Annotated in this window: 27 protein-coding genes and 2 pseudogenes; 22 read left to right on the top strand and 7 right to left on the bottom strand. The window is 47.9% G+C overall.

Features of this window, described 5'->3' with window-relative positions; genetic code table 11:
* Positions 1 to 171 precede the first annotated feature (171 nt).
* The 3 genes from LL912_RS06205 to LL912_RS06195 all read left to right on the top strand — a co-directional run bounded on the left by LL912_RS06205 (position 172) and on the right by LL912_RS06195 (position 3,004).
* The gene (locus tag LL912_RS06205; RefSeq protein WP_235552711.1) at positions 172 to 585 is read left to right on the top strand and encodes an EVE domain-containing protein; all 414 of its coding nucleotides are present in this window, start codon (positions 172 to 174) and stop codon (positions 583 to 585) included.
* A 99-nt stretch (positions 586 to 684) separates the two neighbouring features.
* Complete coding sequence (locus LL912_RS06200) at positions 685 to 2,454, top strand: aromatic amino acid hydroxylase (protein WP_235552710.1); 1,770 nt, start codon at positions 685 to 687, stop codon at positions 2,452 to 2,454.
* A 172-nt stretch (positions 2,455 to 2,626) separates the two neighbouring features.
* The gene (locus LL912_RS06195) at positions 2,627 to 3,004 is read left to right on the top strand and encodes a DinB family protein (RefSeq protein WP_406603603.1); all 378 of its coding nucleotides are present in this window, start codon (positions 2,627 to 2,629) and stop codon (positions 3,002 to 3,004) included.
* 348 nt (positions 3,005 to 3,352) lie between these two features.
* On the opposite strand, the gene LL912_RS06190 is transcribed toward LL912_RS06195, so the two are convergent.
* The gene (locus LL912_RS06190; RefSeq protein WP_235552708.1) at positions 3,353 to 4,510 is read right to left on the bottom strand and encodes a homogentisate 1,2-dioxygenase; all 1,158 of its coding nucleotides are present in this window, start codon (positions 4,508 to 4,510) and stop codon (positions 3,353 to 3,355) included.
* 64 nt (positions 4,511 to 4,574) lie between these two features.
* Positions 4,575 to 4,736: a hypothetical protein gene (locus LL912_RS06185; RefSeq protein WP_235552707.1), complete on the bottom strand. Its 162-nt coding sequence runs from the start codon at positions 4,734 to 4,736 to the stop codon at positions 4,575 to 4,577.
* Positions 4,737 to 4,943: 207 nt separating this feature from the next.
* Here LL912_RS06185 and hppD point away from each other — a divergent pair.
* The 9 genes and pseudogenes from hppD to LL912_RS06140 all read left to right on the top strand — a co-directional run bounded on the left by hppD (position 4,944) and on the right by LL912_RS06140 (position 13,439).
* Positions 4,944 to 6,073 (top strand): annotated as a pseudogene (hppD, locus tag LL912_RS06180) (4-hydroxyphenylpyruvate dioxygenase).
* A gap of 91 nt (positions 6,074 to 6,164) precedes the next feature.
* The gene (locus LL912_RS06170; protein ID WP_235552704.1) at positions 6,165 to 7,409 is read left to right on the top strand and encodes a pyridoxal phosphate-dependent aminotransferase; all 1,245 of its coding nucleotides are present in this window, start codon (positions 6,165 to 6,167) and stop codon (positions 7,407 to 7,409) included.
* A gap of 86 nt (positions 7,410 to 7,495) precedes the next feature.
* A complete protein-coding gene (locus LL912_RS25900; RefSeq protein WP_255785596.1) occupies positions 7,496 to 8,197 on the top strand; it encodes a fumarylacetoacetate hydrolase family protein in 702 nt (233 codons plus the stop codon).
* Positions 8,167 to 8,499, top strand: coding sequence for a fumarylacetoacetate hydrolase family protein (locus LL912_RS25895; RefSeq protein WP_255785595.1), 333 nt, complete (start codon positions 8,167 to 8,169; stop codon positions 8,497 to 8,499). The genes LL912_RS25900 and LL912_RS25895 overlap by 31 nt, the downstream gene beginning before the upstream one ends.
* A gap of 209 nt (positions 8,500 to 8,708) precedes the next feature.
* Positions 8,709 to 9,575: a flavin reductase family protein gene (locus LL912_RS06160; protein WP_235552703.1), complete on the top strand. Its 867-nt coding sequence runs from the start codon at positions 8,709 to 8,711 to the stop codon at positions 9,573 to 9,575.
* 288 nt (positions 9,576 to 9,863) lie between these two features.
* A complete protein-coding gene (locus LL912_RS06155; protein WP_235552702.1) occupies positions 9,864 to 10,667 on the top strand; it encodes a hypothetical protein in 804 nt (267 codons plus the stop codon).
* A 529-nt stretch (positions 10,668 to 11,196) separates the two neighbouring features.
* A pseudogene (locus LL912_RS26200) lies at positions 11,197 to 12,056 on the top strand (DUF4349 domain-containing protein).
* A gap of 9 nt (positions 12,057 to 12,065) precedes the next feature.
* Positions 12,066 to 12,752 (top strand): SIR2 family NAD-dependent protein deacylase, encoded by a 687-nt coding sequence (locus LL912_RS06145; RefSeq protein WP_235552701.1) that lies wholly within the window; start codon positions 12,066 to 12,068, stop codon positions 12,750 to 12,752.
* Between the two features lie 252 nt (positions 12,753 to 13,004).
* Positions 13,005 to 13,439, top strand: coding sequence for an SRPBCC family protein (locus LL912_RS06140; protein WP_235552700.1), 435 nt, complete (start codon positions 13,005 to 13,007; stop codon positions 13,437 to 13,439).
* Positions 13,440 to 14,284: 845 nt separating this feature from the next.
* Here the strand turns inward: LL912_RS06140 and chrA are convergent.
* From chrA to LL912_RS06130, 3 genes are read right to left on the bottom strand one after another with little or no spacing between them, the layout of a single operon-like run.
* Positions 14,285 to 15,313: a chromate efflux transporter gene (gene chrA / locus LL912_RS06135; RefSeq protein ID WP_235552699.1), complete on the bottom strand. Its 1,029-nt coding sequence runs from the start codon at positions 15,311 to 15,313 to the stop codon at positions 14,285 to 14,287.
* Positions 15,253 to 15,387 carry a hypothetical protein gene (locus LL912_RS25885; RefSeq protein ID WP_255786053.1) on the bottom strand — a complete coding sequence of 45 codons (135 nt, stop codon included), beginning with the start codon at positions 15,385 to 15,387 and terminating at the stop codon, positions 15,253 to 15,255. The genes chrA and LL912_RS25885 overlap by 61 nt, the downstream gene beginning before the upstream one ends.
* Positions 15,388 to 15,438: 51 nt before the next feature.
* Complete coding sequence (locus LL912_RS06130; RefSeq protein WP_235552698.1) at positions 15,439 to 16,491, bottom strand: flavin monoamine oxidase family protein; 1,053 nt, start codon at positions 16,489 to 16,491, stop codon at positions 15,439 to 15,441.
* A 186-nt stretch (positions 16,492 to 16,677) separates the two neighbouring features.
* Between LL912_RS06130 and LL912_RS06125 the strand changes: the two genes are divergently transcribed.
* From LL912_RS06125 to LL912_RS06105, 5 genes are all read left to right on the top strand, one after another.
* On the top strand, positions 16,678 to 17,577 hold the full coding sequence (locus LL912_RS06125; RefSeq protein ID WP_235552697.1) for an AraC family transcriptional regulator: 900 nt from the start codon (positions 16,678 to 16,680) through the stop codon (positions 17,575 to 17,577).
* An 86-nt stretch (positions 17,578 to 17,663) separates the two neighbouring features.
* A complete protein-coding gene (locus LL912_RS06120; RefSeq protein ID WP_235552696.1) occupies positions 17,664 to 17,951 on the top strand; it encodes a hypothetical protein in 288 nt (95 codons plus the stop codon).
* 441 nt (positions 17,952 to 18,392) lie between these two features.
* Complete coding sequence (locus tag LL912_RS06115; RefSeq protein ID WP_235552695.1) at positions 18,393 to 18,848, top strand: hypothetical protein; 456 nt, start codon at positions 18,393 to 18,395, stop codon at positions 18,846 to 18,848.
* A 44-nt stretch (positions 18,849 to 18,892) separates the two neighbouring features.
* Complete coding sequence (locus LL912_RS06110; RefSeq protein WP_235552694.1) at positions 18,893 to 19,105, top strand: hypothetical protein; 213 nt, start codon at positions 18,893 to 18,895, stop codon at positions 19,103 to 19,105.
* A gap of 215 nt (positions 19,106 to 19,320) precedes the next feature.
* Positions 19,321 to 19,665: a hypothetical protein gene (locus tag LL912_RS06105; RefSeq protein WP_235552693.1), complete on the top strand. Its 345-nt coding sequence runs from the start codon at positions 19,321 to 19,323 to the stop codon at positions 19,663 to 19,665.
* 166 nt (positions 19,666 to 19,831) lie between these two features.
* Here LL912_RS06105 and LL912_RS06100 read toward each other — a convergent pair whose 3' ends face one another.
* On the bottom strand, positions 19,832 to 20,140 hold the full coding sequence (locus tag LL912_RS06100; protein WP_235552692.1) for a hypothetical protein: 309 nt from the start codon (positions 20,138 to 20,140) through the stop codon (positions 19,832 to 19,834).
* Positions 20,141 to 20,198: 58 nt separating this feature from the next.
* On the opposite strand from LL912_RS06100, the gene LL912_RS06095 reads away from it, so the two are divergent.
* The 5 genes from LL912_RS06095 (at position 20,199) to LL912_RS06075 (ending at position 22,920) form a co-directional block, all read left to right on the top strand.
* Positions 20,199 to 20,630 carry a KGG domain-containing protein gene (locus LL912_RS06095; protein WP_235552691.1) on the top strand — a complete coding sequence of 144 codons (432 nt, stop codon included), beginning with the start codon at positions 20,199 to 20,201 and terminating at the stop codon, positions 20,628 to 20,630.
* A 168-nt stretch (positions 20,631 to 20,798) separates the two neighbouring features.
* On the top strand, positions 20,799 to 21,659 hold the full coding sequence (locus LL912_RS06090) for a glucose 1-dehydrogenase (RefSeq protein ID WP_235552690.1): 861 nt from the start codon (positions 20,799 to 20,801) through the stop codon (positions 21,657 to 21,659).
* A 35-nt stretch (positions 21,660 to 21,694) separates the two neighbouring features.
* Positions 21,695 to 21,907 carry a hypothetical protein gene (locus LL912_RS06085; RefSeq protein WP_235552689.1) on the top strand — a complete coding sequence of 71 codons (213 nt, stop codon included), beginning with the start codon at positions 21,695 to 21,697 and terminating at the stop codon, positions 21,905 to 21,907.
* A 69-nt stretch (positions 21,908 to 21,976) separates the two neighbouring features.
* Entirely contained in the window at positions 21,977 to 22,570 is a 594-nt protein-coding gene (locus tag LL912_RS06080; RefSeq protein WP_235552688.1) for a DUF4142 domain-containing protein, read from the top strand.
* Between the two features lie 182 nt (positions 22,571 to 22,752).
* On the top strand, positions 22,753 to 22,920 hold the full coding sequence (locus tag LL912_RS06075) for a hypothetical protein (RefSeq protein WP_235552687.1): 168 nt from the start codon (positions 22,753 to 22,755) through the stop codon (positions 22,918 to 22,920).
* Positions 22,921 to 22,936: 16 nt separating this feature from the next.
* On the opposite strand, the gene LL912_RS06070 is transcribed toward LL912_RS06075, so the two are convergent.
* The gene (locus LL912_RS06070; protein WP_235552686.1) at positions 22,937 to 23,404 is read right to left on the bottom strand and encodes a DUF2383 domain-containing protein; all 468 of its coding nucleotides are present in this window, start codon (positions 23,402 to 23,404) and stop codon (positions 22,937 to 22,939) included.
* Between the last annotated feature and the right edge of the window lie 57 nt (positions 23,405 to 23,461).

Raw genomic sequence — 23,461 nt, 5'->3', positions numbered from 1 at the left:
AACGATATCCTGGGGGGCATAAAAAGCCTCCTGCTCCCAAATACTTATTTGATGTTGCGGATTCGTAATTGTTAGTTATTTTTATTTATAAATCATAAAATTACTGATTACAGGCAGGAACCACACATCATTCTAAACTCAATATTTTAAATTTAATATTTTAAATTTTTTATGGCTTACTGGCTTATAAAATCCGAACCTTTTAAATACAGCTACGATCAACTGGTAAAAGACAAAAAGACCGTTTGGGACGGAGTGCGGAACTATGCTGCACGGCTGAACCTGCGGGCCATGAAGAAAGGGGATCTGACTTTTTTTTATCACAGCAATGAAGGTGTGGAAATTGTGGCGATTGCCAAAATAGTGAAGGAGGCCTTTCAGGATCCTACTACAACGGATGAGCGTTGGGTAGCCGTGGAAGTGGCCCCCTATAAAAAATTGAAGAAAGCCGTACCATTGTCAGACATTAAGGAGGTGCCGCAATTAAAAAATATGGACCTGGTACGCCTGGGCCGCCTGTCGGTACAAACCGTGAAACCAGAAGAATGGGAGCTGATTCTCAAAATGAGTGGCGAAACGATCTGAATACTGCCAGTTCCTCTTTGCCTTAAAAAATGAGCGGGAAAACGTTGCTGAATTTAATTAACTTACGTTTGTTTGTTTTAAATTGCATGTTTTTGTTGTATGAACAATTATAACAATCCGATCATCGACCGGCTTCCCCGTCACCTGAAGCAATATATCGTTGCACAGCATTATGAACATTATACTGCAGTTGATCATGCTGTTTGGCGGTATGTGATGCGGCAGAACTACAGTTATCTGAAAGACGTGGCGTATTATCCCTATATCCCTGGATTGAAAAAAGCAGGCCTTACCATTGAACGGATCCCCGATCTGCAAACCATGAACGATCACCTGAGGAAGATTGGATGGGGAGCTGTTACCGTGAACGGTTTTATTCCCTCACAGGCGTTTATGGAGTTTCAGGCATACCGGGTATTGATCATTGCCGCCGATATCCGGCAGATACAACATATTGAATATACACCCGCGCCTGATATTATTCACGAATCAGCAGGACACGCTCCGATCATCGGAGAACCGGAATATGCTGCATACCTGCAGTTTACCGGAGAGGTGGGAACCAAGGCCATGCGTTCTAAAAAAGACCAGGAGCTGTTTGAAGCCATCCGCCGGCTGGCGGTACTGAAAGAACTGGCTGGTACCGCGGAAAAGGAAATTCAAAAAGCGGAAGCGGAACTGGCAAGCATCCAGCAAAATATGGGAGCACCCTCCGAAATGGCGCTTCTGGCCCGGTTGCATTGGTGGACGGTGGAATACGGCCTCATCGGAACCCTCGAACAGTATAAGATTTATGGAGCCGGTTTATTATCATCGATTGGCGAGAGTGTTACCTGTATGGGCCCGGGAGTAAAAAAGATCCCATACACTATTGAGGCCGTAAATTATCCTTATGATATAACCAAGCCACAACCGCAGCTATTTGTAACCCCCGATTTCAAGAACCTGGTGCAGGTACTGGATACCTTTGCGGATAGGCTTTCCTACCGCCGGGGTGGAACGTATGGACTGCAAATGGCCATCGGCTGCGGTTTATTGTGCACTGTAGTGTATAGCTCGGGGTTGCAGGTCTCGGGCATTTTTATTGAAACAGATATCGGAAGGGGCACTTATGTTGTAACCACGGGACCAACGGCCCTGGCCTTTGAAGACCGCCAGCTGGAGGGACATGGGAAAAAGGAGCATCCGCAGGGTTTTGGATCACCGGTAGGAATATTGCGCGATTATGATCTGCCGCTGGAAGATTTTACAACCGACGATTTGAAGAACGCCGGTATTGAAACCGGCAAACAGGCGGCGCTGCTGTTCCGCAATGGTCTACAGGTGCACGGATTGGTAGAAGAAATACTGGTAAAGAACGGGAAGATCATCCTGATCCGCTTTTCGGGATGTACGGTGATTGACAATATTACGGCCCGCCAGCTGTTTCAGCCCGAATGGGGGATCTACGACATGGCCGTAGGTGCAGCAATCGTATCGGTGTTTTCCGGTGCCGCCGATAAGGAAGCGTATGAAGAGGTAACCATCGTTCCCCGGGAAATGCCGCGTTCCGTATACGATGATAAAACAAAGGCCCTGCACGAACTATACCGGCAGGTGCGGGAGACCCGGGAAAACGGAGCATACAGCATACAGCTGGATCAGATTGCTGCCATGCTGGAAACCACCTACCCGGACGATTGGCTTTGCCTGCTGGAAATTCTGGAGATCCTGAAAGATCGTAATGAAGCGCCGTTATTACAGGAACGCATTATACAAAATCTTACCCGCTTACAACACCGGAAGCCTGAACTTAAAAAGCTGATCGATGACGGTCTGCATACATTAATGCAAATTGACATCCTGCCAGGCATAAACCCGGCACAATGATCCGGGATAACCACGCGTATATTTTTTTAATCATAAATATCACTTGTAATGAACGATTCAACTTTTGCAATGGCATTCATCCAGGAGCTGGAAATGGAAACACGCGCTACCCGTAACTGCCTGGAACGCATTCCCCTTACATTGTCCGAGTGGCGGGCCGCACGAAAAGTCAATGCCCCTAGGTTATTTATCGGTACTGGTTGCGGAAATTCCGTTGTGGATTGCTACGATGGTACGCGGCAATGAGATCGACTTTGCCACTTTTGAGCATATCCACCCGGCCAGCACGGAGGAGCTGGTAGCACATTTCGATCAAAATATGGAAAAAGCAAAAACCGCACTGTCAGAAGTGGAGGATGGAGATCTGGAAGCCCTGTTCTATCTGAAGAGTAACGGTCAGGTCGTTTTTCAGTCTTCGAAAAGAGAAAGCCTGGAATCTACCATCAATCACCTGGTGCATCACCGGGGGCAGCTTACCGTTTATATGCGGCTGAATGATATAGCGGTGCCTTCTATTTACGGACCATCAGCGGATAGCCGTGGGTTTTAAGGGGGATAGGCTAATAGTGAATGGTGAATAGGGGTCTCGCAAGGAACCTATAGGAATTTTCAACATTCAGGTTCCCGTAGCGACCGTTGTGAACCCGTTGCGCCCATCGCGGCTAAATTGAACCAGCGCTTTAGTCATATCAAAAATATCTTCGTGATGGCATGCAATCAGCACAACTTGTCCCGCCCTGGCATCCTGGTGGCGGCATGCAGCTCCAAGGAACCTCGCAAGGTACCTATGGGGATTTTCAATATTCAGGTTCCTGTTGCGACCGTTGCAGATCCATTGCGCCCATGGCGGGAAGAAACCGGCATTTTCCCCATTCACTATTGCCCATTCACGACTCAATCACTCTGCCCAGCTCATAACATAATCCGGGTTTTCAATTTCAAGTGCTTCCTTGGTAAGCATCAGTGGATGAAACGTGTCTACCATTACCGCCAGTTCTTTTGTTTCTTTTGCACCGATACTTTTTTCAACAGCGCCCGGATGCGGCCCGTGCGGAATGCCGGCCGGGTGTAAGGTGATCATTCCCCGGGTAACATTTTTGCGGCTCATAAAGTCGCCGTCCACATAGTAAATCACTTCGTCGCTATCGATATTGCTGTGGTTATAAGGAGCAGGGATGGATTGAGGATGATAGTCGAATAAACGCGGCACGAAGGAGCAAACCACAAAGGCATTGGTTTCAAAAGTCTGATGCACGGGTGGAGGCTGGTGCACCCGCCCGGTAATGGGCTCAAAATCGTGTATGGAAAAGATAAAAGGATAGCAACAGCCGTCCCAGCCAATTACATCAAAAGGGTGGGTGCCGTAATGCAGTCCGTAGAGTACGCCTTTCTTTTTCGCCCTGATGCGGTAATCGCCTTTTTGATCAATGGTTTCCAGGTCTTGCGGGGGGCGGATATCCCGTTCACAATACGGCGCATGTTCCATCAGTTGTCCGTTCTTGCTGAGATAACGTTTTGGAAAACGGAGCGGAGTGAACGATTCTACAATAAAGAGCCGGTTATCTGCGTCATTGAACCGGATCTGGTAAATGGTGCCTCGTGGCAAAACAATATAGTCGCCGGAACTGAAAGGAAGTAATCCATATTGTGTGGCTACCACGCCGGATCCTTCATGCACAAAAATCAGCTCGTCGCCATCGGTATTTTTATAAAAGTAATCCTCCATGCTTTGCTGGGGAGCGGCCAGCACCAGGTGACAATCGTTGTTGACCAGTATGGGAATACGGCTTTCCAGGTAATCTGCTGCAGGTTTGATCTTAAATCCTTCAAAACTGCGGTGCTGTAACATTTTTTCTTCTGCAATATGCGGACGCACATCCTGCTGTGGTTCTGTTTTGATGATTTGCGTGGGCGGGTGACAATGATACAAAAGCGCGTAGTCGTTGCTGAATCCTTCCGTGGAAAAAAGCTGCTCGCTGTAAAGCCCGCCATCAGGTTTGCGGAACTGGGTGTGACGTTTATGGGGAATGGATCCCAATGTATAATAATACGGCATGAAATATAACGTTTAGCGTTAGGAGAAGATAAGCGGTAAGATACCTGCTGTGGAACAAATGGCGTCAGTTTTGCGTCGCAATCACTTCGTCTGCGATGCAAATGGCATCACCAGGTATTGCCTGTGAGAGAATACGTTGCCTCCCCATGGCCAGAGTGGCCAGCAGGAAGTAGTATTTCCAGCGTCGTTTATCCTTCCAGTATATGAAGTTCCTGAAGTAAGGCATCAAATAATTTCTGGTACAAAATTACCACTTTCAAAACAATAACGTACATTTGTTATTATTTTGAACGTTGAGACCCGATTATCCATACAAGATATTTTCAGATAAGCGCGTAAACTACGTGTTGCTGATAGAAGCCCTGGCTACTGACCGAGGCCACATTTAATCCGTTCCCTTTTTACATTTTATTTACTGTTAAAATAATTGAACATGCTTGACACAAGTAAGGTGGCTGCAGCTGTTCCGGCTACAGCTGATTTTCTTCCCCTGCAGGGAACCGACTATATTGAGTTCTATGTGGGCAATGCCAAACAGGCCGCTCATTTCTATAAAACGGCTTTCGGCTTTCAATCGCTGGCATATGCCGGGCCGGAAACCGGCGTTAAGGAAAAAGCCAGTTATGTGCTGCGTCAGAACAAACTCACTTTTGTATTTACCACACCCATCCGGAACTGTGCAGAAGTGGAAGCGCATATTGCCCGGCATGGTGACGGTGTAAGGATGCTGGCGCTGCGGGTAGATGATGCTACCGATGCCTGGGTGCAAACCACAAAGCGGGGAGGCAAAAGTTATATGGAGCCGGTTACCATGGAAGATGAGTACGGAAGGTTGATAATGAGCGGTATTCATACGTATGGCGATACAATCCACCTTTTTATCGAGCGTAAAGATTACAATGGTCCTTTTTTACCCGGGTACCGGAAATGGGAATCGGCCTACAATCCGCCGGAAACCGGGTTACTGTATGTAGACCATTGTGTAGGCAATGTTGGGTGGAACCAAATGAACAAATGGGTGCGTTTTTATGAGGAGGTGATGGGCTTTCGGAACATCCTTTCCTTTGATGATAAGGACATTTCAACGGAGTATTCTGCACTCATGAGCAAGGTAATGAGCAATGGTAACGGGTATGTAAAATTCCCGATCAATGAACCGGCCGAAGGCAAGAAAAATCACAGGTGGAAGAATACCTTGATTTTTATAACGGGGAAGGGGTGCAGCATGTGGCACTGGCTACCGGAAATATTATTGAAACGGTACGTGCGCTGCAACACCGGGGGGTAGAATTTCTGAAGATCCCTGCTACCTATTACGATACAGTCCTGGATCGCGTAGGTACAATTGATGAGGATCTTGTGCCGTTAAAAGAACTGGGCATCCTGATCGATCGGGATGAGGAAGGGTATTTACTACAGATCTTTTCCAAACCGGTGGAAGACCGGCCCACTTTATTTTTTGAGATCATCCAGCGTAAAGGTGCAAAGAGCTTCGGTAAGGGAAATTTCAAAGCCTTGTTTGAAGCGCTGGAGCGGGAACAGGAAGCAAGAGGAAATTTGTAACCAGGATCGAGAACGCATATATTCAAAAATCTCAAGCTCCAAATCCCACATCTCACATCTCATATCACATATCTCAAGTCTACCACATACCATGAAATTATCACGACTGGCTGAAAACACGCCGCCTTCGGGTATTCTGGCGATCAGCAATGCGGTAAAAAAAAGAGCGGCTGCCGGTGAACGGCTCCTGAATTACACGGTTGGTGATTTCGATCCCTGGCTGTTTCCGATTCCGAAATTACTGGAAGATGAAATTGTAAGGGCTTATCGCAACCGGCAAACCAACTACCCGGCAACCGACGGGAACGAGGATCTGCGCGCTGCCATTGCCGCGTTTATAAAACAACAGCAGGGGCTTTCCTATACTCCGCAGGAGTTTATGATCGGAAGCGGCGGCCGGCCTTTGCTCTTTGCTGCGTATCAGATGATCGTTGATCCCGGCGATACCGTGATCTATCCCGTGCCTTCCTGGAATAACCATTTTTATGTACAGCTTACCGGCGCGCTGCCATGTATTGTAGAAACAAAGCCGGAGCACAATTTTATGCCTACGGTGGATGAAATACGGCCTTTTATAAAGGACGCTGTGCTGCTGGCCCTTTGTTCACCTCAGAATCCAACCGGTACCTGCTTTTCTGAGCCGCAATTAAAATCGATCTGTGACATGGTAGTGAACGAGAATGCACGGCGCGGCGCTGGTGAAAAAAAGCTGTATATTCTGTATGATCAAATGTATTACCTGCTCAATTATGGCCGGCAAGCACACGTAAGCCCGGTAAGCGTTTGCCCGGAAGTTCAACCCTATACGATCTATATTGATGCCATCAGCAAGGCTTTTGCGGCAACGGGTGTGCGCGTGGGTTGGTGTTATGGCCCGGAGCCGGTGATCAGCAAGATAAAAACCATGCTTAACCATGTAGGCGCCTGGGCACCGATGGCGGAGCAGAAGGCGGTAGCGGCGTTTTTAGATAATCACACGGAGGTTGTAGCCTATTTGACCGGGTTTAAGGAGGCGCTGTTACTGCGGCTGACAAAAATTTACAAAGGTCTCCTGGAAATGAAAAAGAAAGGATTGCCGGTTGATGCGATTGCACCAGCGGCTTCTATTTATCTTTCTGTTAAAATAGCATTGCCACAGGATATGACAACGCTGCTGCTGGAGGAAGCAGGCATTGCCCTGCTGCCTTTTAGCGTATTTGGCGCGGCACATGCCCGCAACTGGTACCGGTTAAGCGTGGGCACCTGCAGGATGGAAGACATAGAACCGATGCTCGGCAGTTTGCAAAAAGTACTGGAACTGTATACGGAACCGGTACAGAGGACCGGCCAACACTAAATGAATACGCCGGTGACGAAGGAGGCAACAATGGACGTAAGCCTGGTTATTGTTACTATTGATGAATGTATTAAATTTTATTTCTGATGAAACTGGTATCTTATTTAAGCAACGGAAATGAACAATTAGGATTGCTGGTCAGGGACCGTATCCATGATCCTTCGTTGCTGGTGCCCGGTGCACCGGGCACCATGAATCGGCTGCTCGAAAACTGGGAAACGTATTTCCCCTTACTGGTTGAAGCAAATGAAACCCTCGTAGCCGGAAAATCTCCGGAAGCAGGAGTGGCCTTAAGCCGTGTTCAGCTACTGGCGCCTGTACCGCATCCTGCTTCCTGCAGGGACGGTTATGCGTTCCGGCAACACGTAGCAACAGCGCGCAGAAACCGTAAAGTGCCTATGATCCCGGAGTTTGATCAGTATCCGGTATTTTACTTTACCAATCACCACAGCGTCGCCGGTCCCGGAATTATAACCTGTATGCCGGATCATTTCCAGAAACTGGATTTTGAACTGGAGGTGGCCATTGCGATTTGTAAAAAAGGCAGGAATATAAAAGCTGCGGATGCAGATGCATATATCGGGGGGCTGATGATCATGAATGACTTTAGCGCCCGTACCCTGCAGATGGAAGAAATGATATTAAACCTGGGGCCGGCCAAAGGAAAGGACTTTGCCACCGCAATTGGCCCCTGGCTGGTAACAACGGATGCCCTGGCATCCCGGGAGGTATCACCCGCGTCTGGGCATACGGGTAAATGCTGGAACCTGGAAATGAATGCTTTGTAAACGGCATCCAGGTAAGCGTGGGCAACCTGGCGGATATGGACTGGACCTTCGCAGAACTTATAGAACGGGCTTCTTATGGAGCCGATCTCTACCCCGGCGATGTGATCGGGAGCGGTACAGTGGGAACCGGTTGTTTTTTGGAATTGAATGGCACCGGGAAACTGGAAGATCCCGGCTATAAAGAGCAATGGCTGCAGCCGGGGGATAAGGTTGTTATGGAGGTTGAGGAACTCGGTCAGCTGGAGAACAGGATCGAAAAAGAAGCAACGGATTTTAGTATCTTGGAACATAAAAAGGTTTAGCCGCAAGGGCGCGGGGGCGCGAAGGGGACTCAGATTCCTGATGAACGTTAATGTTTCTTTATTGCGGAATGGATTTAAACGTATGGCTAATAATTATTAGATTCGTTGTTTTCAGTTATGCCACATTGAAAGTACAACGAAGCTATAAAAGCTGCTGATTTGGACAATATTAATAAGTAAACCTCGGCCTTAGCGCTCCTGCGGTTAATATGACTATAGATTTAACTACTCTTACACCATTAGATACACAGCATTACCTGCAGCACATCATTGCGCCCAGGCCTATCTGTTTTGCGAGTACCACTGACCAGGACGGGAATATTAACCTGAGTCCGTTCAGTTTTTTTAACCTGTTCTCTACAAATCCGCCGGTAGTGGTGTTTAGCCCTTCCCGAAGGGTACGGGATAATACCACCAAGCATACGCTTCAGAATGTACTGGCAGTACCGGAAGTAGCCATTAATATTGTAGATTATGATATGGTGCAGCAGGTTTCGCTCGCCAGTTGCGAGTTTCCGAAGCATACCAATGAATTTATAAAAGCCGGCTTCACGATGGAGCCGTCGCGTCGGATCCGGCCGCCTCTTGTTAAAGAAAGTAAGGCCAAAATGGAATGCCGGGTGCTGGAAGTAAAGCCATTAGGGAACAGCGGCGGTGCCGGCAACCTGGTGATTTGCGAAGTATTGCTGGTGCATATAGATGAAGCCATTTTAGACGAAGCTAACCGGGTCGATCAGCGAAAACTGCATCATGTAGCGCGGTTAGGAGGCAACTGGTACTGTAAGGTAACGCCCGACAATCTTTTTGAAGTGGAAAAACCCAATACCCAATTAGGAATGGGAATAGATGCACTGCCGGCTCCCATCCGCAACAGCGGGGTGCTTACCGGAAATGATCTGGGGGTGCTGGCCAATGCTACGGCGATGCCTGCTGTTGATCCTGAATTTACGGATCCCACATTAACGGCATTATTGCAACTGGAGAACAGTGAGGAGCGGATACACCGCTATGCGCAGCAATTGATCCGCGAGGGCGCCACCGGTAAAGCCTGGCAGGTATTGTTGAGCCGGATCTGACTTCGGCGGTAACCGTTCATCATCTGGTGCGCAGCGCAGGGATCCCGAATCTGCGTTGGGCCGGCGTGAGCAGCGCTGAAAATAGCCGGCAGACCGTCACGCAAATTGGAGGCATCGTTACCCGAAGCCGTCATCAGGGAAAGATCGGACGGAGGACATGGTGCAGGAGCCTATCCTGCTGCTTTATGTCCGGAAATAAATTATCATTTCGTTAACAACGTTTTTTACGTATCTGTTCGTACTTTAGCTACGAAGAATTTCGTTACTTTCTTGTCTAAAACCCAACTAATGAAAAAGAGATCGCTTTTACAGACAGCTGCATGGACCTTTCTTTCCTTTGTCTGCATCACTTCGCTGTCCTTTACATCACCGGGACCAGGCCCCGCGTCCAATCCGGGCGCGCCCTATAGCAGCGATACTATACCGGCCATTACAGAATTTGAAACCGGCCGGCTGGATGCGGCGTTGAATTATGTAGATGAGCAGATCCGGACCCATGGCGGGCAATGGAATACAAAAAGCAAACAGGTTCAGCAGCAGGTCGCCCATGCGTTATCTGAAATTGACCTGGCAAAACTACAGGCAGACGCAAAAGCAGCGGTCAAGAAGATCAATTTTGAACAGTTAAACAAAGATATTGAAACAGCCATGGCTGGCATTGATAAAGCAAAGATGGAACGGGATTTGTCCTGTGCAGTGGCTTCTGTTAAAAATATAGATGCGGCGCAATTAAGAGCTGAAATCAGTGCTGCTATAAAAGACATTCGTCTGGATCAAATAAAAAAACAACTGGAAACGGCCCGTAAAGACCTGTGGTTGCAGCAGCGCGATCTGAATCATGAAATGCAACAACTGGCTCCGGGCATTAGTAATGAATTGAGGGATACCAGGAAGCAGCTTCAGCGGCTGAAGGATGCTTATCAGGAAATGGAACGGGATGGATTGATTGAACGGGGTCCCAATAACAGGATCCAGTTCAGAGAGAATGAGCTTTATATCAACGGCCAAAAACAATCGCCGGAAACAAGGGAAAAGTACCGGCACTATTTTAATAAACAGCAAACGGCTCCAGGTAAAATAGTAGCCGTTTAACAACAGACTCTTGATGACCGCCGCATGTGCGGTTTCCTGTCCGGTTGCGGACGGAACATGTAAAGGCTCCTGATACATCGGGAGCTTTTTGTATTTATTAACAGTAGGATCCCGGTTACTTTTTTCCCCGGTTGGTATTAAGATGAAAGCGTGCTGCAGCGCGCCCGACAACAAAGCAGCAAACCTGCAAGCAGCAATGACCGGCTTTGACAGGCCTTGCCAAAAATAAGACCATAAGCAAGTATAACAACGGCTATACCTGGGATCCCCGGAATTCCATGACAACCGGTTCCTGGTTACTTCATTTCTGATGATCTTAAATGAAACAAAAATGAACACTGTGGATTAACTGACACAACAAGGCATTTTGCAGCCCGCCTTTCAGCATGCGATGCATCAACCGGCGCAGCTTCCAAAGTACAGTCTTCCGGAGAACCGGACTGAGCGCAGTACCGCGAAGCAACAAATGATCGGTGTGCTCCTTGAACATCTGCATAGCAATTACCTGTTAATTTCTAAATAATTTTTTATGAAACGCCTTCTTTTTGCAATAGCAATATTGCCCTGGATCTTATTTGCCTGTAACAGCGCGTCAGAGCGCTTCTCTTTAAATAAACGGTCTCGTGATGTCGTCAGGGAAACAGCAGATGTTACCATACCGGTAGAAGATACTGCAGTTGTCTCTTCTGCGAATGAGCATATACCGGGCCTGATGACGGACCCGGATAAAAAGATGATTAAAACCGCGACGGTAACACTTGAAGTGGAAAATTATGAGCAGCATGCACAAAAATTAAAGTCCGTTATAAAAAAATACGGCGCCTATATAGCAAAAGAAGAGAACAGGGAAACGGATGAAAAAAAGATGCCCTGGTTACGGTTAAAGTACCGGTACTTTATTTTGAAGACCTGATGAATGAATTGCCCGGGGCCGATGCAAAACAACTGGAACGGAGCATCCGTTCGGAAGAAGTAAGCGGGCAGATCGTAGACACCCGGGCACGCTTATTTACGAAAAAGCAAACAAGGGATAAATACCTGGAATTTATGAAGCAGGGAAAGAACGTAGATGAGGTTCTTAAAGTTCAAAATGAAGTGAATGCCTTACAGGAAGAAATTGAATCTGCAGAAAGCCGCCTGGCTTGGCTTTCGGGACAGGCGCATTACAGCACGGTTGAATTGAACTATTTTGAGCCAAAGGCAGGTTATACTTCGGCAAGCCAACGAAGCCTGGGAGGCAGAATGACAGCGGCTTTAAAAGAAGGCGCAGGTGGATTGGGTAACCTGATGGTAGGGTTACTCTATCTGTGGCCGATGTGGTTAATTGGTTTTTTACTGCTATGGCTGTTAAGGAAAAGGAGCTGGTTGCGTTTGCATAAAAACCGGTAAGTTTACGCTATGAACAAAAAGAAACTGATCGTATTGACCGGTGCGGGCATCAGCGCCGAAAGCGGTATCAAAACCTTTCGCGATAGTGGTGGTTTATGGGAAGGATACGACGTTATGGAAGTTGCGTCACCGGAAGGCTGGATAAAGGATCCCGGGCTGGTGCTGGACTTTTACAATATGCGGCGTAAAAATGTAGCAGATGCGCTACCCAATGCCGCGCATTACGGGTTGGCCGCTTTGGAAACCGACTATGAAGTGCATATCATTACACAGAATATCGACGATCTGCATGAGCGGGCAGGCTCTACCCATGTGTTGCACCTGCATGGAGAGATCTTTAAAATGCGCAGCGAACGGTTGCATAAACCTTCTTATGAGATCCGGGGCGATATCCGTTTGGGCGATAAAGCTCCCGACGGCAGCCAGCTGCGACCAGATATTGTTTGGTTTGGAGAAGCGGTACCAATGATCGCCCCCGCCTCCCGGCTGGCAGCAGAAGCAGATATTTTTGTGGTCATCGGAACCTCGATGCTTGTCTATCCTGCCGCAGGGCTGATCGATTATGTGGCAAACGACGCTCCGAAATATATTATTGATACATCTATCCCGGCGCTGCGGCAGCTGCCCAATCTGCAGGTTATCGAAAAGCCGGCTACAAAGGGGGTGGAAGCACTGATCCGGCTTTTGAAGGTATAAACCGGCAGGGGCTGGCCCTGGCCGCACCAGCACCAGGAATAATAACAGAAACCCTGGAAAGCAATGTTCCGGACAATTGCTCGCCCGGGAGTGGGATGCTTCCCAATGAAGAGAACCCGATTCCGCTGTTTTATAAAAGCCCGCGGAAAGGGAAGGGTTGGGTGCGGTTTTTGTATTTGCATCAGATGACGTCAAAATCAGAGAATATGTGCTTTGGGCCAGGCGTTATTTGGAACAATAAATCACAATGTTATGAACCCGAAAAATTTGATTGCTACAGCACAGATAACCGTGAACGCTCCTGTTAGTAAGGTTTGGGACGCGCTGGTGAACCCCGATTTGATCAAAAAGTATATGTTTGGGGCCGCGGTAAGTTCCAACTGGACCCAGGGGAGCAAGATCACCTGGAAAGGAATGTTCAACGGGAAAGAATATGAGGATAAAGGAGTTCTGCTGGAGGTCCTGCCGGAAAAGCGGCTGGTATATAGTCATTTTAGCGCTCTGTCCGGTAAGCCGGATATCCCGGAAAATTATCATACGGTAACCATTGTCCTGAACAGCCATGGCAATCAAACGCAGGTAAAGCTGGAGCAGGATAAAAACGAAACTGAAAAAAGCAAGGCAGAGTCGGAGCAAAACTGGGGCGTAATGTTGAACGGCCTTAAAAATTTATTGGAGGGTTCCTGAGCATATTTGCTGTTTGTCCGCCTCTCTGATGTTATTCCGCGATACTTCTGGGAAGGTCAGCAGTACGGGGTTGAAAAGTGAGCCTGTTGTACAGGCCTGCAATTTGAGCGTACTTTTGTTTTCTTTTTCGGTGCAGCATCGCTGCCGGAAAAGATCACTTTTGAAAAGAAAGAGGCGGAACCATGACCTGGAAAAATCCGGAGCCGCACTCTTGCCCTTTAGTACCTTTTTGTGGTTTGTCCGTCAGGCTGTGATGGATGGGGCACAGGTTTGATATTCCCGCTGTGTCATTCCCACAATCGCCATTGTTGCAATAACCCTGTTGCTTCCTGCATGGAGCTATTGCGGTTCATATTATGAAGCTGTCCCGATGGTGTATGAACCGTGGTGGTGCCAGGTCCGTACAGGATAACGCGCTGAAAATTTAGGATGTATTGAATAGTTAAATACGCCCGGTTTATTTTTACAAAACGGAATTGCTTTGGTAACCGGCACACTGCACATAACGTCGGATCGCATTTGTACCAATGACCGGTTTGAGCCCTACCTGTTGCATGCCCTGAAAGACGGTCCGGTAAATCCGGATATCGCCCTCCGCTATTGAAGTATACGGGTCGTTCGAAAATCATTGTTCCGCCGCTCCTGTGTAAAAGCAGGTGCATTACAGGAAGTCCGGAACAAAACTAAAGGCGCTTCGCTTAAGACCATTAAAAAACAGTAAATCCTCAATATATTTATAGTAAAAACTCAATCGGGGCAGCCGGTTTGCAAATCCGTTCGACTTGCTGGAAGTCGCTGTAAAAAGTGTTGAAATGCTGCGGTGGTCCAGCCGGGACACAGGTGTTTTACAAACACCGGAGCAGAAAGCCGCCCAGGCTGCTCAGCAGGATAATATAAACCGTATTGAGCTTTTTTAGCAAGAAGGTAGGTACCAGACAAAGGACCAGTATCAGGGTGCTACGCCAGTTTTCAAGGGAGGAGGAAAGCAGGTGTAAACCCACTACGGCAATGATGGAAACGGAAGCGGCGCTTAAGCCATCCAGGAAGGCCCTGAGGCGCTGGCTTTTTCTTGCATAGGACAGTAGTTTATGAAGAAAGAAGGATAAAAAAAACGATGGCAGGAAAATACCGGCCGTGGCCCAAATACCGCCGCTGATCCCATGTACCAGGTAGCCGGCAAATGTGGCGCTGGATAAAATGGGACCTGGTGTGATCTGACCCACGGCAATGGCATCTGTTAGTTGCTGATGAGTGAGCCAATGATGCCTGCCGACAAGTGATGCATCCATATAGGCGAACAATACATAACCGCTTCCATAAAGAAGCGCTCCGATTTTAAGAAAAATAAAAAAAAACTTTTCATGCGTATATCTGCCGGCGACATGGGATATAGCTGAAAACGCCGGTAGTATGGCCACTACTGGTAATGACCCTTTAGACCGGTGTACTGCGTAATTAAGCAGGCCGGCTGTTATTATTAAGATCCCTTCATTAACCCCTGAAAACGCTCCTGCAAATACCAGCAGGCAAAGCAGGAGCAGAGCATTGCTTTTTGCCAGCAGGTTTTTCGAAAGGCGGAGAACGGTTCCGGTGACCAGCGCGGTTGTGGCGGGACGAAGCCCGAATATAAAGTCCTGAATATCGGGAAGCGCACTGTATTGCTGATAGAGGTAGCCCAGGAATAAACAAATCAGCATGGCAGGAAGGATATAACAGATGCCGGCAATCACTAACCCGGCGCGGCTTCCGCGTTCCATCCCGCAATGCATAATGATTTCAACAGCGTTTGGGCCGGGAATGATATACGAGGCGCTTAATACATCGGCAAAATGCTGGTGGCCACCATACCGGCAATGCCTCCAAAACCCAAACATCCCAGTTTGAGGCAGGACAACGCAATTTCTTTTAACGCTTGCCAGCTGCTTTCGGGGGCTCTTATGTTGCCCATACAATCGGTATTGATTCTGTCACAATAGGGTTTAAAGGGGCAGGGCTTGTGCTAACCAAGCCTTGCCGCTAGTTGTTGTGCGGCGATCACAGCACCTTCCATATAGCCGGGAAAGGCAGTAGCGGTTTCTGTTCCGCCAAAGTATAGCTTTTCATTCATAAAAGATTCCTGCAATAATGGGTGCCCATTGTTATGATGCGGTCGCTGAAAGACCGGGCTGCCTTCGTGGATAAAAGCATCGTTCCATACCTTGTCAAAATAGGAAAGTGCCGAGAGGGCATTGGCGCCCAGCAGTTCATTCAATTGCTGTAATACCAATGTTTTTCTGATATCCGGGGGATAGGACGCTGCGCCTCCATTCAGAAACCCGGTAAAACCAAATTTATTTTCTTCAAAATTTGTATGATCATACATTTCCGAAATAATTCCTGCATGGCTGTACAGCATACCGGAATACCCTTCCTTCCTCCAGAACGGTTCAGGATATTCCAGTGTAAATTTGATGGCCCCGGCCATCCACGTCTGAACCGTGGCCAATACCGTTTGAAGTGCTTCCGGCAAGCCCGGGTGGAAGGTAATTGCAGCGGCCGCCAGCTGTGGAGGAATACAAATGGCAACCTGGTTCGCCGCCCATACACGGCCGCAGGCGGTTTCCAGTAATAACTGGCCGTTGGTCTCTCTTATAGCGGTTACCCGTGTATTCAGGTGAACAGCATCCGGCAGCTTTTGGGCCAGGGCGTCGGTCAGTTTTTGGGTTCCGCCAGTTACCCGGTACGACGGACTTTCGGAAGCGGGTACAAAGAATTTTTGCGGAGGCTCGAACGATTTGGTTTGAAACAGGGAGATGCCTTCCGAGTATTGAAGGAATTTCTCCTGCTGTAAATCCCTGAGAAGCGTCAGCAGGTTGGAGTGCTGACCGCAAAACCAGGTGGCACCCAGCTCCATGGGTGTTCCGTCACACCCGCTAATGGTATGAATGCGTCCCCCCAGCCGGCCTGAGGCCTCTAAAACCGTTGCCCGGATATTCTTTTGATGTAATAACCAGGCCAGGGTAAGCCCGCTCAGCCCGCCGCCAATGATCGCTACTGTTGTGTCCTGTTTCATGATGCAAAATTGCCCGGATATGATAAAAGGTTTATGGTAGATATCGGAAAAATAATGGTAGTTATAAGCAATGTTGTGGTTGTAACCCCGCCTTTTGAAAGGCATATTATTTTTGCCGGCTTCTGTTTCGTATTTTAGCAATCTACTGGCATGGCAGCAGGTTGGTATAAATTGGTTGACGGTACTATGGTAAAGAAAAAAGAATCCATTATTACAGAGTATCATCTGAACGCGCACCGGCCGGATCGGCTGCAACTGGCTCTTCACGACCTGGGCAATTACCTGAAAGAGCATCGAAGCGATACGACCCAACCGCATATCCATAGTTTTTACCAGCTTATTTGGTTCCGGCGGGGCACCGGAACGCATTTTGTAGACTTTAAAGCATATCGCGTTTCCCGGAATACCCTGTTTTTTATTGCTAAAAACCAGGTACATTATTTCGACCAGCAAACCCATTACGAAGGCGTATTGATTCATTTTAATGAGTTGTTCCTGGGAAACAATGATCGTGGATTTGATTTCCTGGTAGGTTGCAGCCTGTTTAATAATCCGTATCAAATGCCCTGTTGCCCTGTTGAAACGGACCAGGAAGCATTGCTGGATACCTGCCTGGAACTAATAAAAACCGAATGGAAACATGAAGAAACTTTTGCCAGAGAAGAATTATTACGCATCTATCTGAAAGCCTTCCTGATTCAGGCACAACGCGCCCGGAATGCATTGGAAAAACAGGAGGGCAGGATACCGTATATGCCCGATGAAAAAAGAACGCAGCTGTTGCTGTTTGTAAACCTGCTTGAAAAGAACTACCATAAGGGCATGACGGTATCCGAATATGCAGACCTGCTTCATATTTCCACCCGGACTTTGTCTGATCTTATACATGAGACCCTTGGTAAAACACCCTCGCAGATGATACAGGAACGGATGATCCTGGAGGCGCAGCGCCTGCTGCTGCATTCGAACTTAAACGTTAATCAAATTGGTTACCGGCTGGGGTTTGACGATCCTTCCTACTTTGTAAAGTATTTTAAAAAATATACCCAAATATCGCCTTCCGAATTCCGGAAATCGGTTTCCTGAATCTACCATAGCTTTTCGGTTTTGTACATTTTTCAGATGTTGCAGGCGACACACCTTTGCATGGTACATATTTAAACCGATTCACGATGATAAAGGCATATTTACAGATTTGCATGCATATTCACCCGGCAGACCGGGAAAGCGCTACTAAAGTGTATCACCAATACCGCGCGCCGTTTCTTCAAACGGTAAAGGGAGCGGTATCGAAGGAGTTATTGCTGCATGCCGAGGGTGTGCAGGTGCTTCATGGATTTGAAACCTATGCGGATGCACAGGAATACCTGTTAAGTGATCTGTTTAATAAAAATGTGGTGCTGGCCCTGGAGCCCTGCCTGCAACAGCATCCGGACATCCGGATCTACTCAGTGGTTTAAAAACCCTGCGGGAGGAGCTACAGGACTAGCGATGGTAAACGTGTTTGAAAAAAATCGTTACACCAGAAATCACCGGATATTAAAAATGATAAAAAATAGCGGCGGGTCAACAGTTACAACAGCAAGATATAATAACTAAACGCAGGCCATTTTTGTATCTTTGTCCGGAAGAAATATCTCCCGGATAAGGGTGACAACCATCGCTTTTCCCTGCTTGCACGGATACTTCAGCCGGCCATATGCCACAGCCTGTTGTTCTCCCCTTGAAGATACCTTTCCAGATTGACGATTGTCCTGGTTAGCGGGTTTTTGCGGCTTCCGGCGGTTTTTGTACCGCTGATAACTGCTCGCTCGGATTTGCTTCCTGATATCAAAAGAGTCCGGCGGCCATGAGCTCGCGTGCGGCAACATTTTTGCAACAACAAAGGTAAATGGCCAGCTATGAACAGAGAATCGTCATCCCAGGAAATGAATACCATCAGCGAATGCATTCAGAATGCAGTTAAAACCGGGTATACTCATGATTTTTTCATTACCGAAGAAGGACTATCCTATAGCGGTGCCGGAAAAATATATGGTCCGGATGAGGTGACCATAGAAAACTTTTACCGGTTTGAGGGAGAAAGCGATCCGGCCGATAATTCCATTCTATACCTGATGCGAACGCAGGACGGGGCCAAAGGTACTTTACTGGACGCCTATGGCCCCTATGCGGAAGAGCGTATTGCCCGGTTTATAAAAGAGGTCAATGAAATACAGAAACAGGCACCGCATATAAAGATGAAACTGAGCCGGTATCTGAAGATCGGACTTGGTGTAGTGATAGCAGCTGGTGCGTTGGCGGGCGTTTTTTATAAAAGGCGTATGCATAAAATGCCCGGGCTTATTGCCGGCTGACGCGCACTGCCTTCTTTATAACATCTAAACCACAAAACAGCCTTATGACACTCGAACAATTTCTTCAGGAAAGCGAAGCAGAGCAGCTTCGTATTTTATGGAACGCCCGGTTTGTTTCAGAAAGATGGGAAGATGAAGTGCTTTATACACGGTACCAGGTTTTTGATTTTTACATTGAGGTATCTGTAAAAAAACATACAGTGGTGGCTTTTAACTATTTTAAAACAGAACAAAATCCAATGCCGGTTGCTGTTTAATTTAAAAATCTGTGGAAAAAAATCCCCATAACGGGCATTAAATGCTACACGATGCAATGACTACTGTCGCCCTAGGGAAAGCGGCATGATTATTTGCAAGATAAAGATTGACTTCCTCCGCTACGGGTTCTGCATACCCCGCAGCCAGCGATGCGGTAATCTGCGGGCAGCCTGCCAGCGGTAGTCCCGATTATTAAAAATGATAAAAGATTTACATGAAGGAACAACCTTTTGAATCAAGCGAGCATGACCTGGTGGGATATGCGTCGCTTGACCTGAAAAGCGGGCAGGATGCGTTTTTAACTGCCATATTTCCCAATTACAACCCCCAACGCTTTGTTCCCGTATCCATCAAAGTGGCTTTCGGTAAAGAACATCTTACCATAACCTTATACGCACATGCCGCCGGTGAGCAACCGGAAACCCGCGGAGAGCTGCCGGTTAAAAAGTTTAAAGGCATCCTGGACATGGACGTATTTGCAAACTATGTAAAGCATTTCTCCGTTTCGTTTTCAAACGACCGCTTTGATATAGACCAAATGCGTGTAATCAACCGGTAAGTACCTGCCCTTGGTTCCTGAAGATCCCATGTAGAATATCCGTTTCATCTCCGAAGCGGAGCAGTCCTGCTACCCGTTTCAGCCGTTTGTGTTGATTTGAACGGCCGTAACCGAACGGTATACTCTTGTAAGCACCGGCCGCTTCACGGTTAAATATACAGCCTTATTATCCGGTGCCACCCGGAAGGTTGTTCCGGATAAAACCGGGCAATAGCCCGGATGGCAGGGGTTGAGGCGGTTTTTCCTCAATGAGTGTTGCGATATTTTCCTGCTTCCGGTAAAACGGAAGGGCAGAAGTTATCCCCGGTAATTTAACAAAAAGATTTAATCGCGCCGGTTTTCCCCGCCGGAACGGTTCCTTGTGTTCCAGGATCCGCGTGTTCTGTGCATTCCATGCGTTTGTACCACGGCCGAAAAAGATCGCTTCCTGTGTCACTCCGGGGTTTAAAGAGCGCTGAAACGGGTATTGGCGCATTGATTGTTTCGTTTTGGTTAAAGCGTTGGAATCTATTGTTAAACCTAAAAATTGTATTATGAAAGCAAAGCAGGAAGCACGAGGTGCAAAACGGCATCAGCCGGAGAGTTCGGTTTTTGAAGAGATCTACAAACTGGGCTATAAACATGGGTTTGAAGATGCGAATGAAGAGGATGAATATGACGATGATTTCTCAGAATATGAAGATGAGTACGATGATTATGAAGTCAGTGCCGGTCACGAAGGTGAGGAAGAGGACATGGAAGCGAATGTGGAGAATGAGGATACCGGTACCCGCAAAAGCAGCAGCAGCCGGTCTTCCGGCTCCGGAAAAGATCGGAGTGGAAACAGGTCTTCCTCCGGGGGGGGCTCAAGGCAGGGATTTGCAGCCATGAGTAAACAACAACGCACACGTATTGCAAGAAAAGGAGGACAGGCCGCTCATGCCGGCAACGGCGGATCCGGAAGAAAGTCCACAGGCCGTCGTTAACGCCGGGCTGTATTGCTTAAAAGCGGGTACCGGTTTACAGCACTGATGTAGGGCATGATAAAGGAACGTCTTTTAAAAAGACAACCCGCCGGTTGGTGGCTATACGGGGTTTGCGGATGGTCTTCATCCGGGTTGGGCGTTCTTGTTTAACGGATATAAAACAACAATATGGAAAACGAAAAGGAAGAAAAACTGCGGCCGGGCCAGGTACAGGCAAAGCCGGGTATTGAAAATGAAATGCAGCCGCGTCCCCAGAGTGATCCGAAGCCCTATGCGGACGGAAAGCTGGCGGGCAAAACAGCCTTGATCACCGGCGGCGACAGCGGTATCGGGAGGGCGGTTGCTCTGCTGTTTGCAAAGGAAGGGGCTCGTGTGGCGGTAGCTTATCTGAATGAAGATGAAGACGCCGTGTATACTCAAAACCAGATTACAACCCTTGGAGGTACCTGCCGGCTCATTAAAGCAGATCTTAGTAAAGAGGCAGCCTGCCAGCAAACTGTGAAAGAAACAGTACAGCTATTCGGTGAATTGGATATTTTGGTGAACAATGCGGGCACACAGTGGGAACAGTCCTCTATTGAAGGGATCAGTACCGAACAGTTGCTGCAAACGTTCCACACCAATTTTTTTTCCTGTTTCTGGATGTCGAAATATGCAGTAGGCTATATGAAAAAGGGAGCTGCCATTGTCAACACCACTTCGGTGACTGCTTACAGGGGCAGCCCCCACTTATTAGATTACGCAGCTACAAAGGGCGCCATTGTGGCTTTCACCAGGAGCCTTGCCGGTAACCTGGTAAAAAAGGGAATCCGCGTAAATGCAGTGGCACCCGGACCCGTCTGGACCCCTTTGATCGTAGCTTCATTTGATAAAGAAAAGGTAGCCTCCTTTGGTAATGATGTGCCAATGGAACGGGCGGGCGAACCGAATGAAATTGCGCCCTGTTATGTATTCCTGGCCAGTGATGACGCCAGTTTTATGACCGGCCAGGTACTGCATCCCAACGGTGGAGAAATTATTAACGGCTAAGCTGCCGGATTTTCTAAATGAAAAAACCCTAAACTATGAACAAATGGTATTTTTTTAAAACGGCCGCGAACCCGCGGGTAGCCGTACCGGAACCAGATGCAGCCGGTGCAGACAGACGTTCTGAAACAGTAATTGATCAGCAAATAATATTGGACGGATCCGGAGGCCGGAGGAGAAAGGACCGGCTTACGGGCTGGTACCGTTCGCTGGTTCGAAGACGGCCGGATCGCGGGGCAGGCGCAGAGTAGGAGCTCCGCTGGCCGGGTAGGGAGCGGCCGGAGTGAATCTGATTACAGAACGATTTAAAAATGATAGGTATGAAACAGTCTATTTTTTCCCTTTTGGTATGCGTGGTAATGGTGCTGGGCGCCATCGCCACGGCCTGTAATACGGGGCCTGACAGCAGGAAGGCCGCACAAGACTCCAATGAAGTCAAATTTAACAAAAGCGACACGGCCAATCCGTCTACAGCAACACTTGAAAAAGATGCGGATTTTGCGGTAACGGCCGCTGATGGCGGACGGATGGAAGTGGAGCTGGGCCAACTGGCGCAGCGTAATGGCCAACGGCAGGAAGTAAAAGATTTTGGCCGGATGATGGAAAAGGATCATTCGGCAGCCAATAGTGAATTAAAGGCGTTGGCTGCACAAAAAAATATTTCATTGCCTGATTCTCTCAGTGAGGGGATGAAGCGGAAATACGACCGGCTCCGCGATCTGAAAGGCGCTGCTTTTGACAAAGAATACATCAAACTGATGGTAGCGGATCACCAGGAAGATGTAGATGCGTTCCGGCATTATACAGATAAAGGCGCTGATCAAAACCTGGTGCAATGGGCTAAGGGAAAGCTACCGGTGTTAGAAACGCACCTGCAGCATGCACAGCAGGTAGACAGCCTGCTGAAACACTGATAGGGAGCATGTATGCAAACCCGGTAGCCTGGGAAGCACGGACACGGTTCGTTGATGGAGGTACCGGTACACTGGCATCGTTGAGCCCGCGAAAGCCGCTGGTAGTTTTGAAGTCTTTTAAAACAAACAGGACCCGCGAGGTCTGCTGCGGCAGACGGACGAGGTCCTTCTTTATATTTTTTATGCAACGTTTGGCAGTATTTTTTTTGCTGGGCGCTTTTCTGATGGCGGTTCCCGCATTTGGAAGGCTGGTGAACCCAGACCTGGCAATGGTTTGCAGGGTGTTCTTTTTCGTGTTGTTTTTTGGTGTGATCGTAGTGCTGTTTATTCCGCCTCAAAAGAATCCCTGAGTAGTTGCTAACCAGGTTAAGGGTAGGCATATTGACCTGGTGGATCCTGCATACGACGGATATGGCGTTGATTATCGATGAGGATCTGTTTCTGGTGATGCAGGATTTGCTTTAGTTCATGATCCGGGGCGAGATCGGCCAGCACGATCTCATATGCCCTTATGGTAGCATCCTCATTATATTCAAATGCGGCCAGTAAGCCCGTTGTTTTGTGAACGGCATAAAGCGCCCGGAGCTCGTGCCAGGCACGGTAAACACTGCGGTTTACGAAATCGGGCTCTCCCGCATTTGTTTTACGCAGATAGGAACTCATGAGCCAGATGAAATAGTGCCCTTGCTGCACCAGGTCTTCTACAAATTCAGCCAGGTAACATCCGGCGCAGTATTGCCTGCATTTTTCATAAATTTCAATTTTATCTGCATGGATCTGTATCAGGTCATTCAGCGCTTCCATTTCCCGGATCTTGTTTCGTGTATTGTGCATGGCGTTTCTTTAGAATGGTAAGAAGGAATAGCCCCTTCATTAAGATTTTCAAGTATT

It is taken from the genome of Niabella agricola, from assembly GCF_021538615.1.
GTDB lineage: Bacteria > Bacteroidota > Bacteroidia > Chitinophagales > Chitinophagaceae > Niabella > Niabella agricola.
This window is presented reverse-complemented; position numbering and strand designations above follow the sequence as displayed.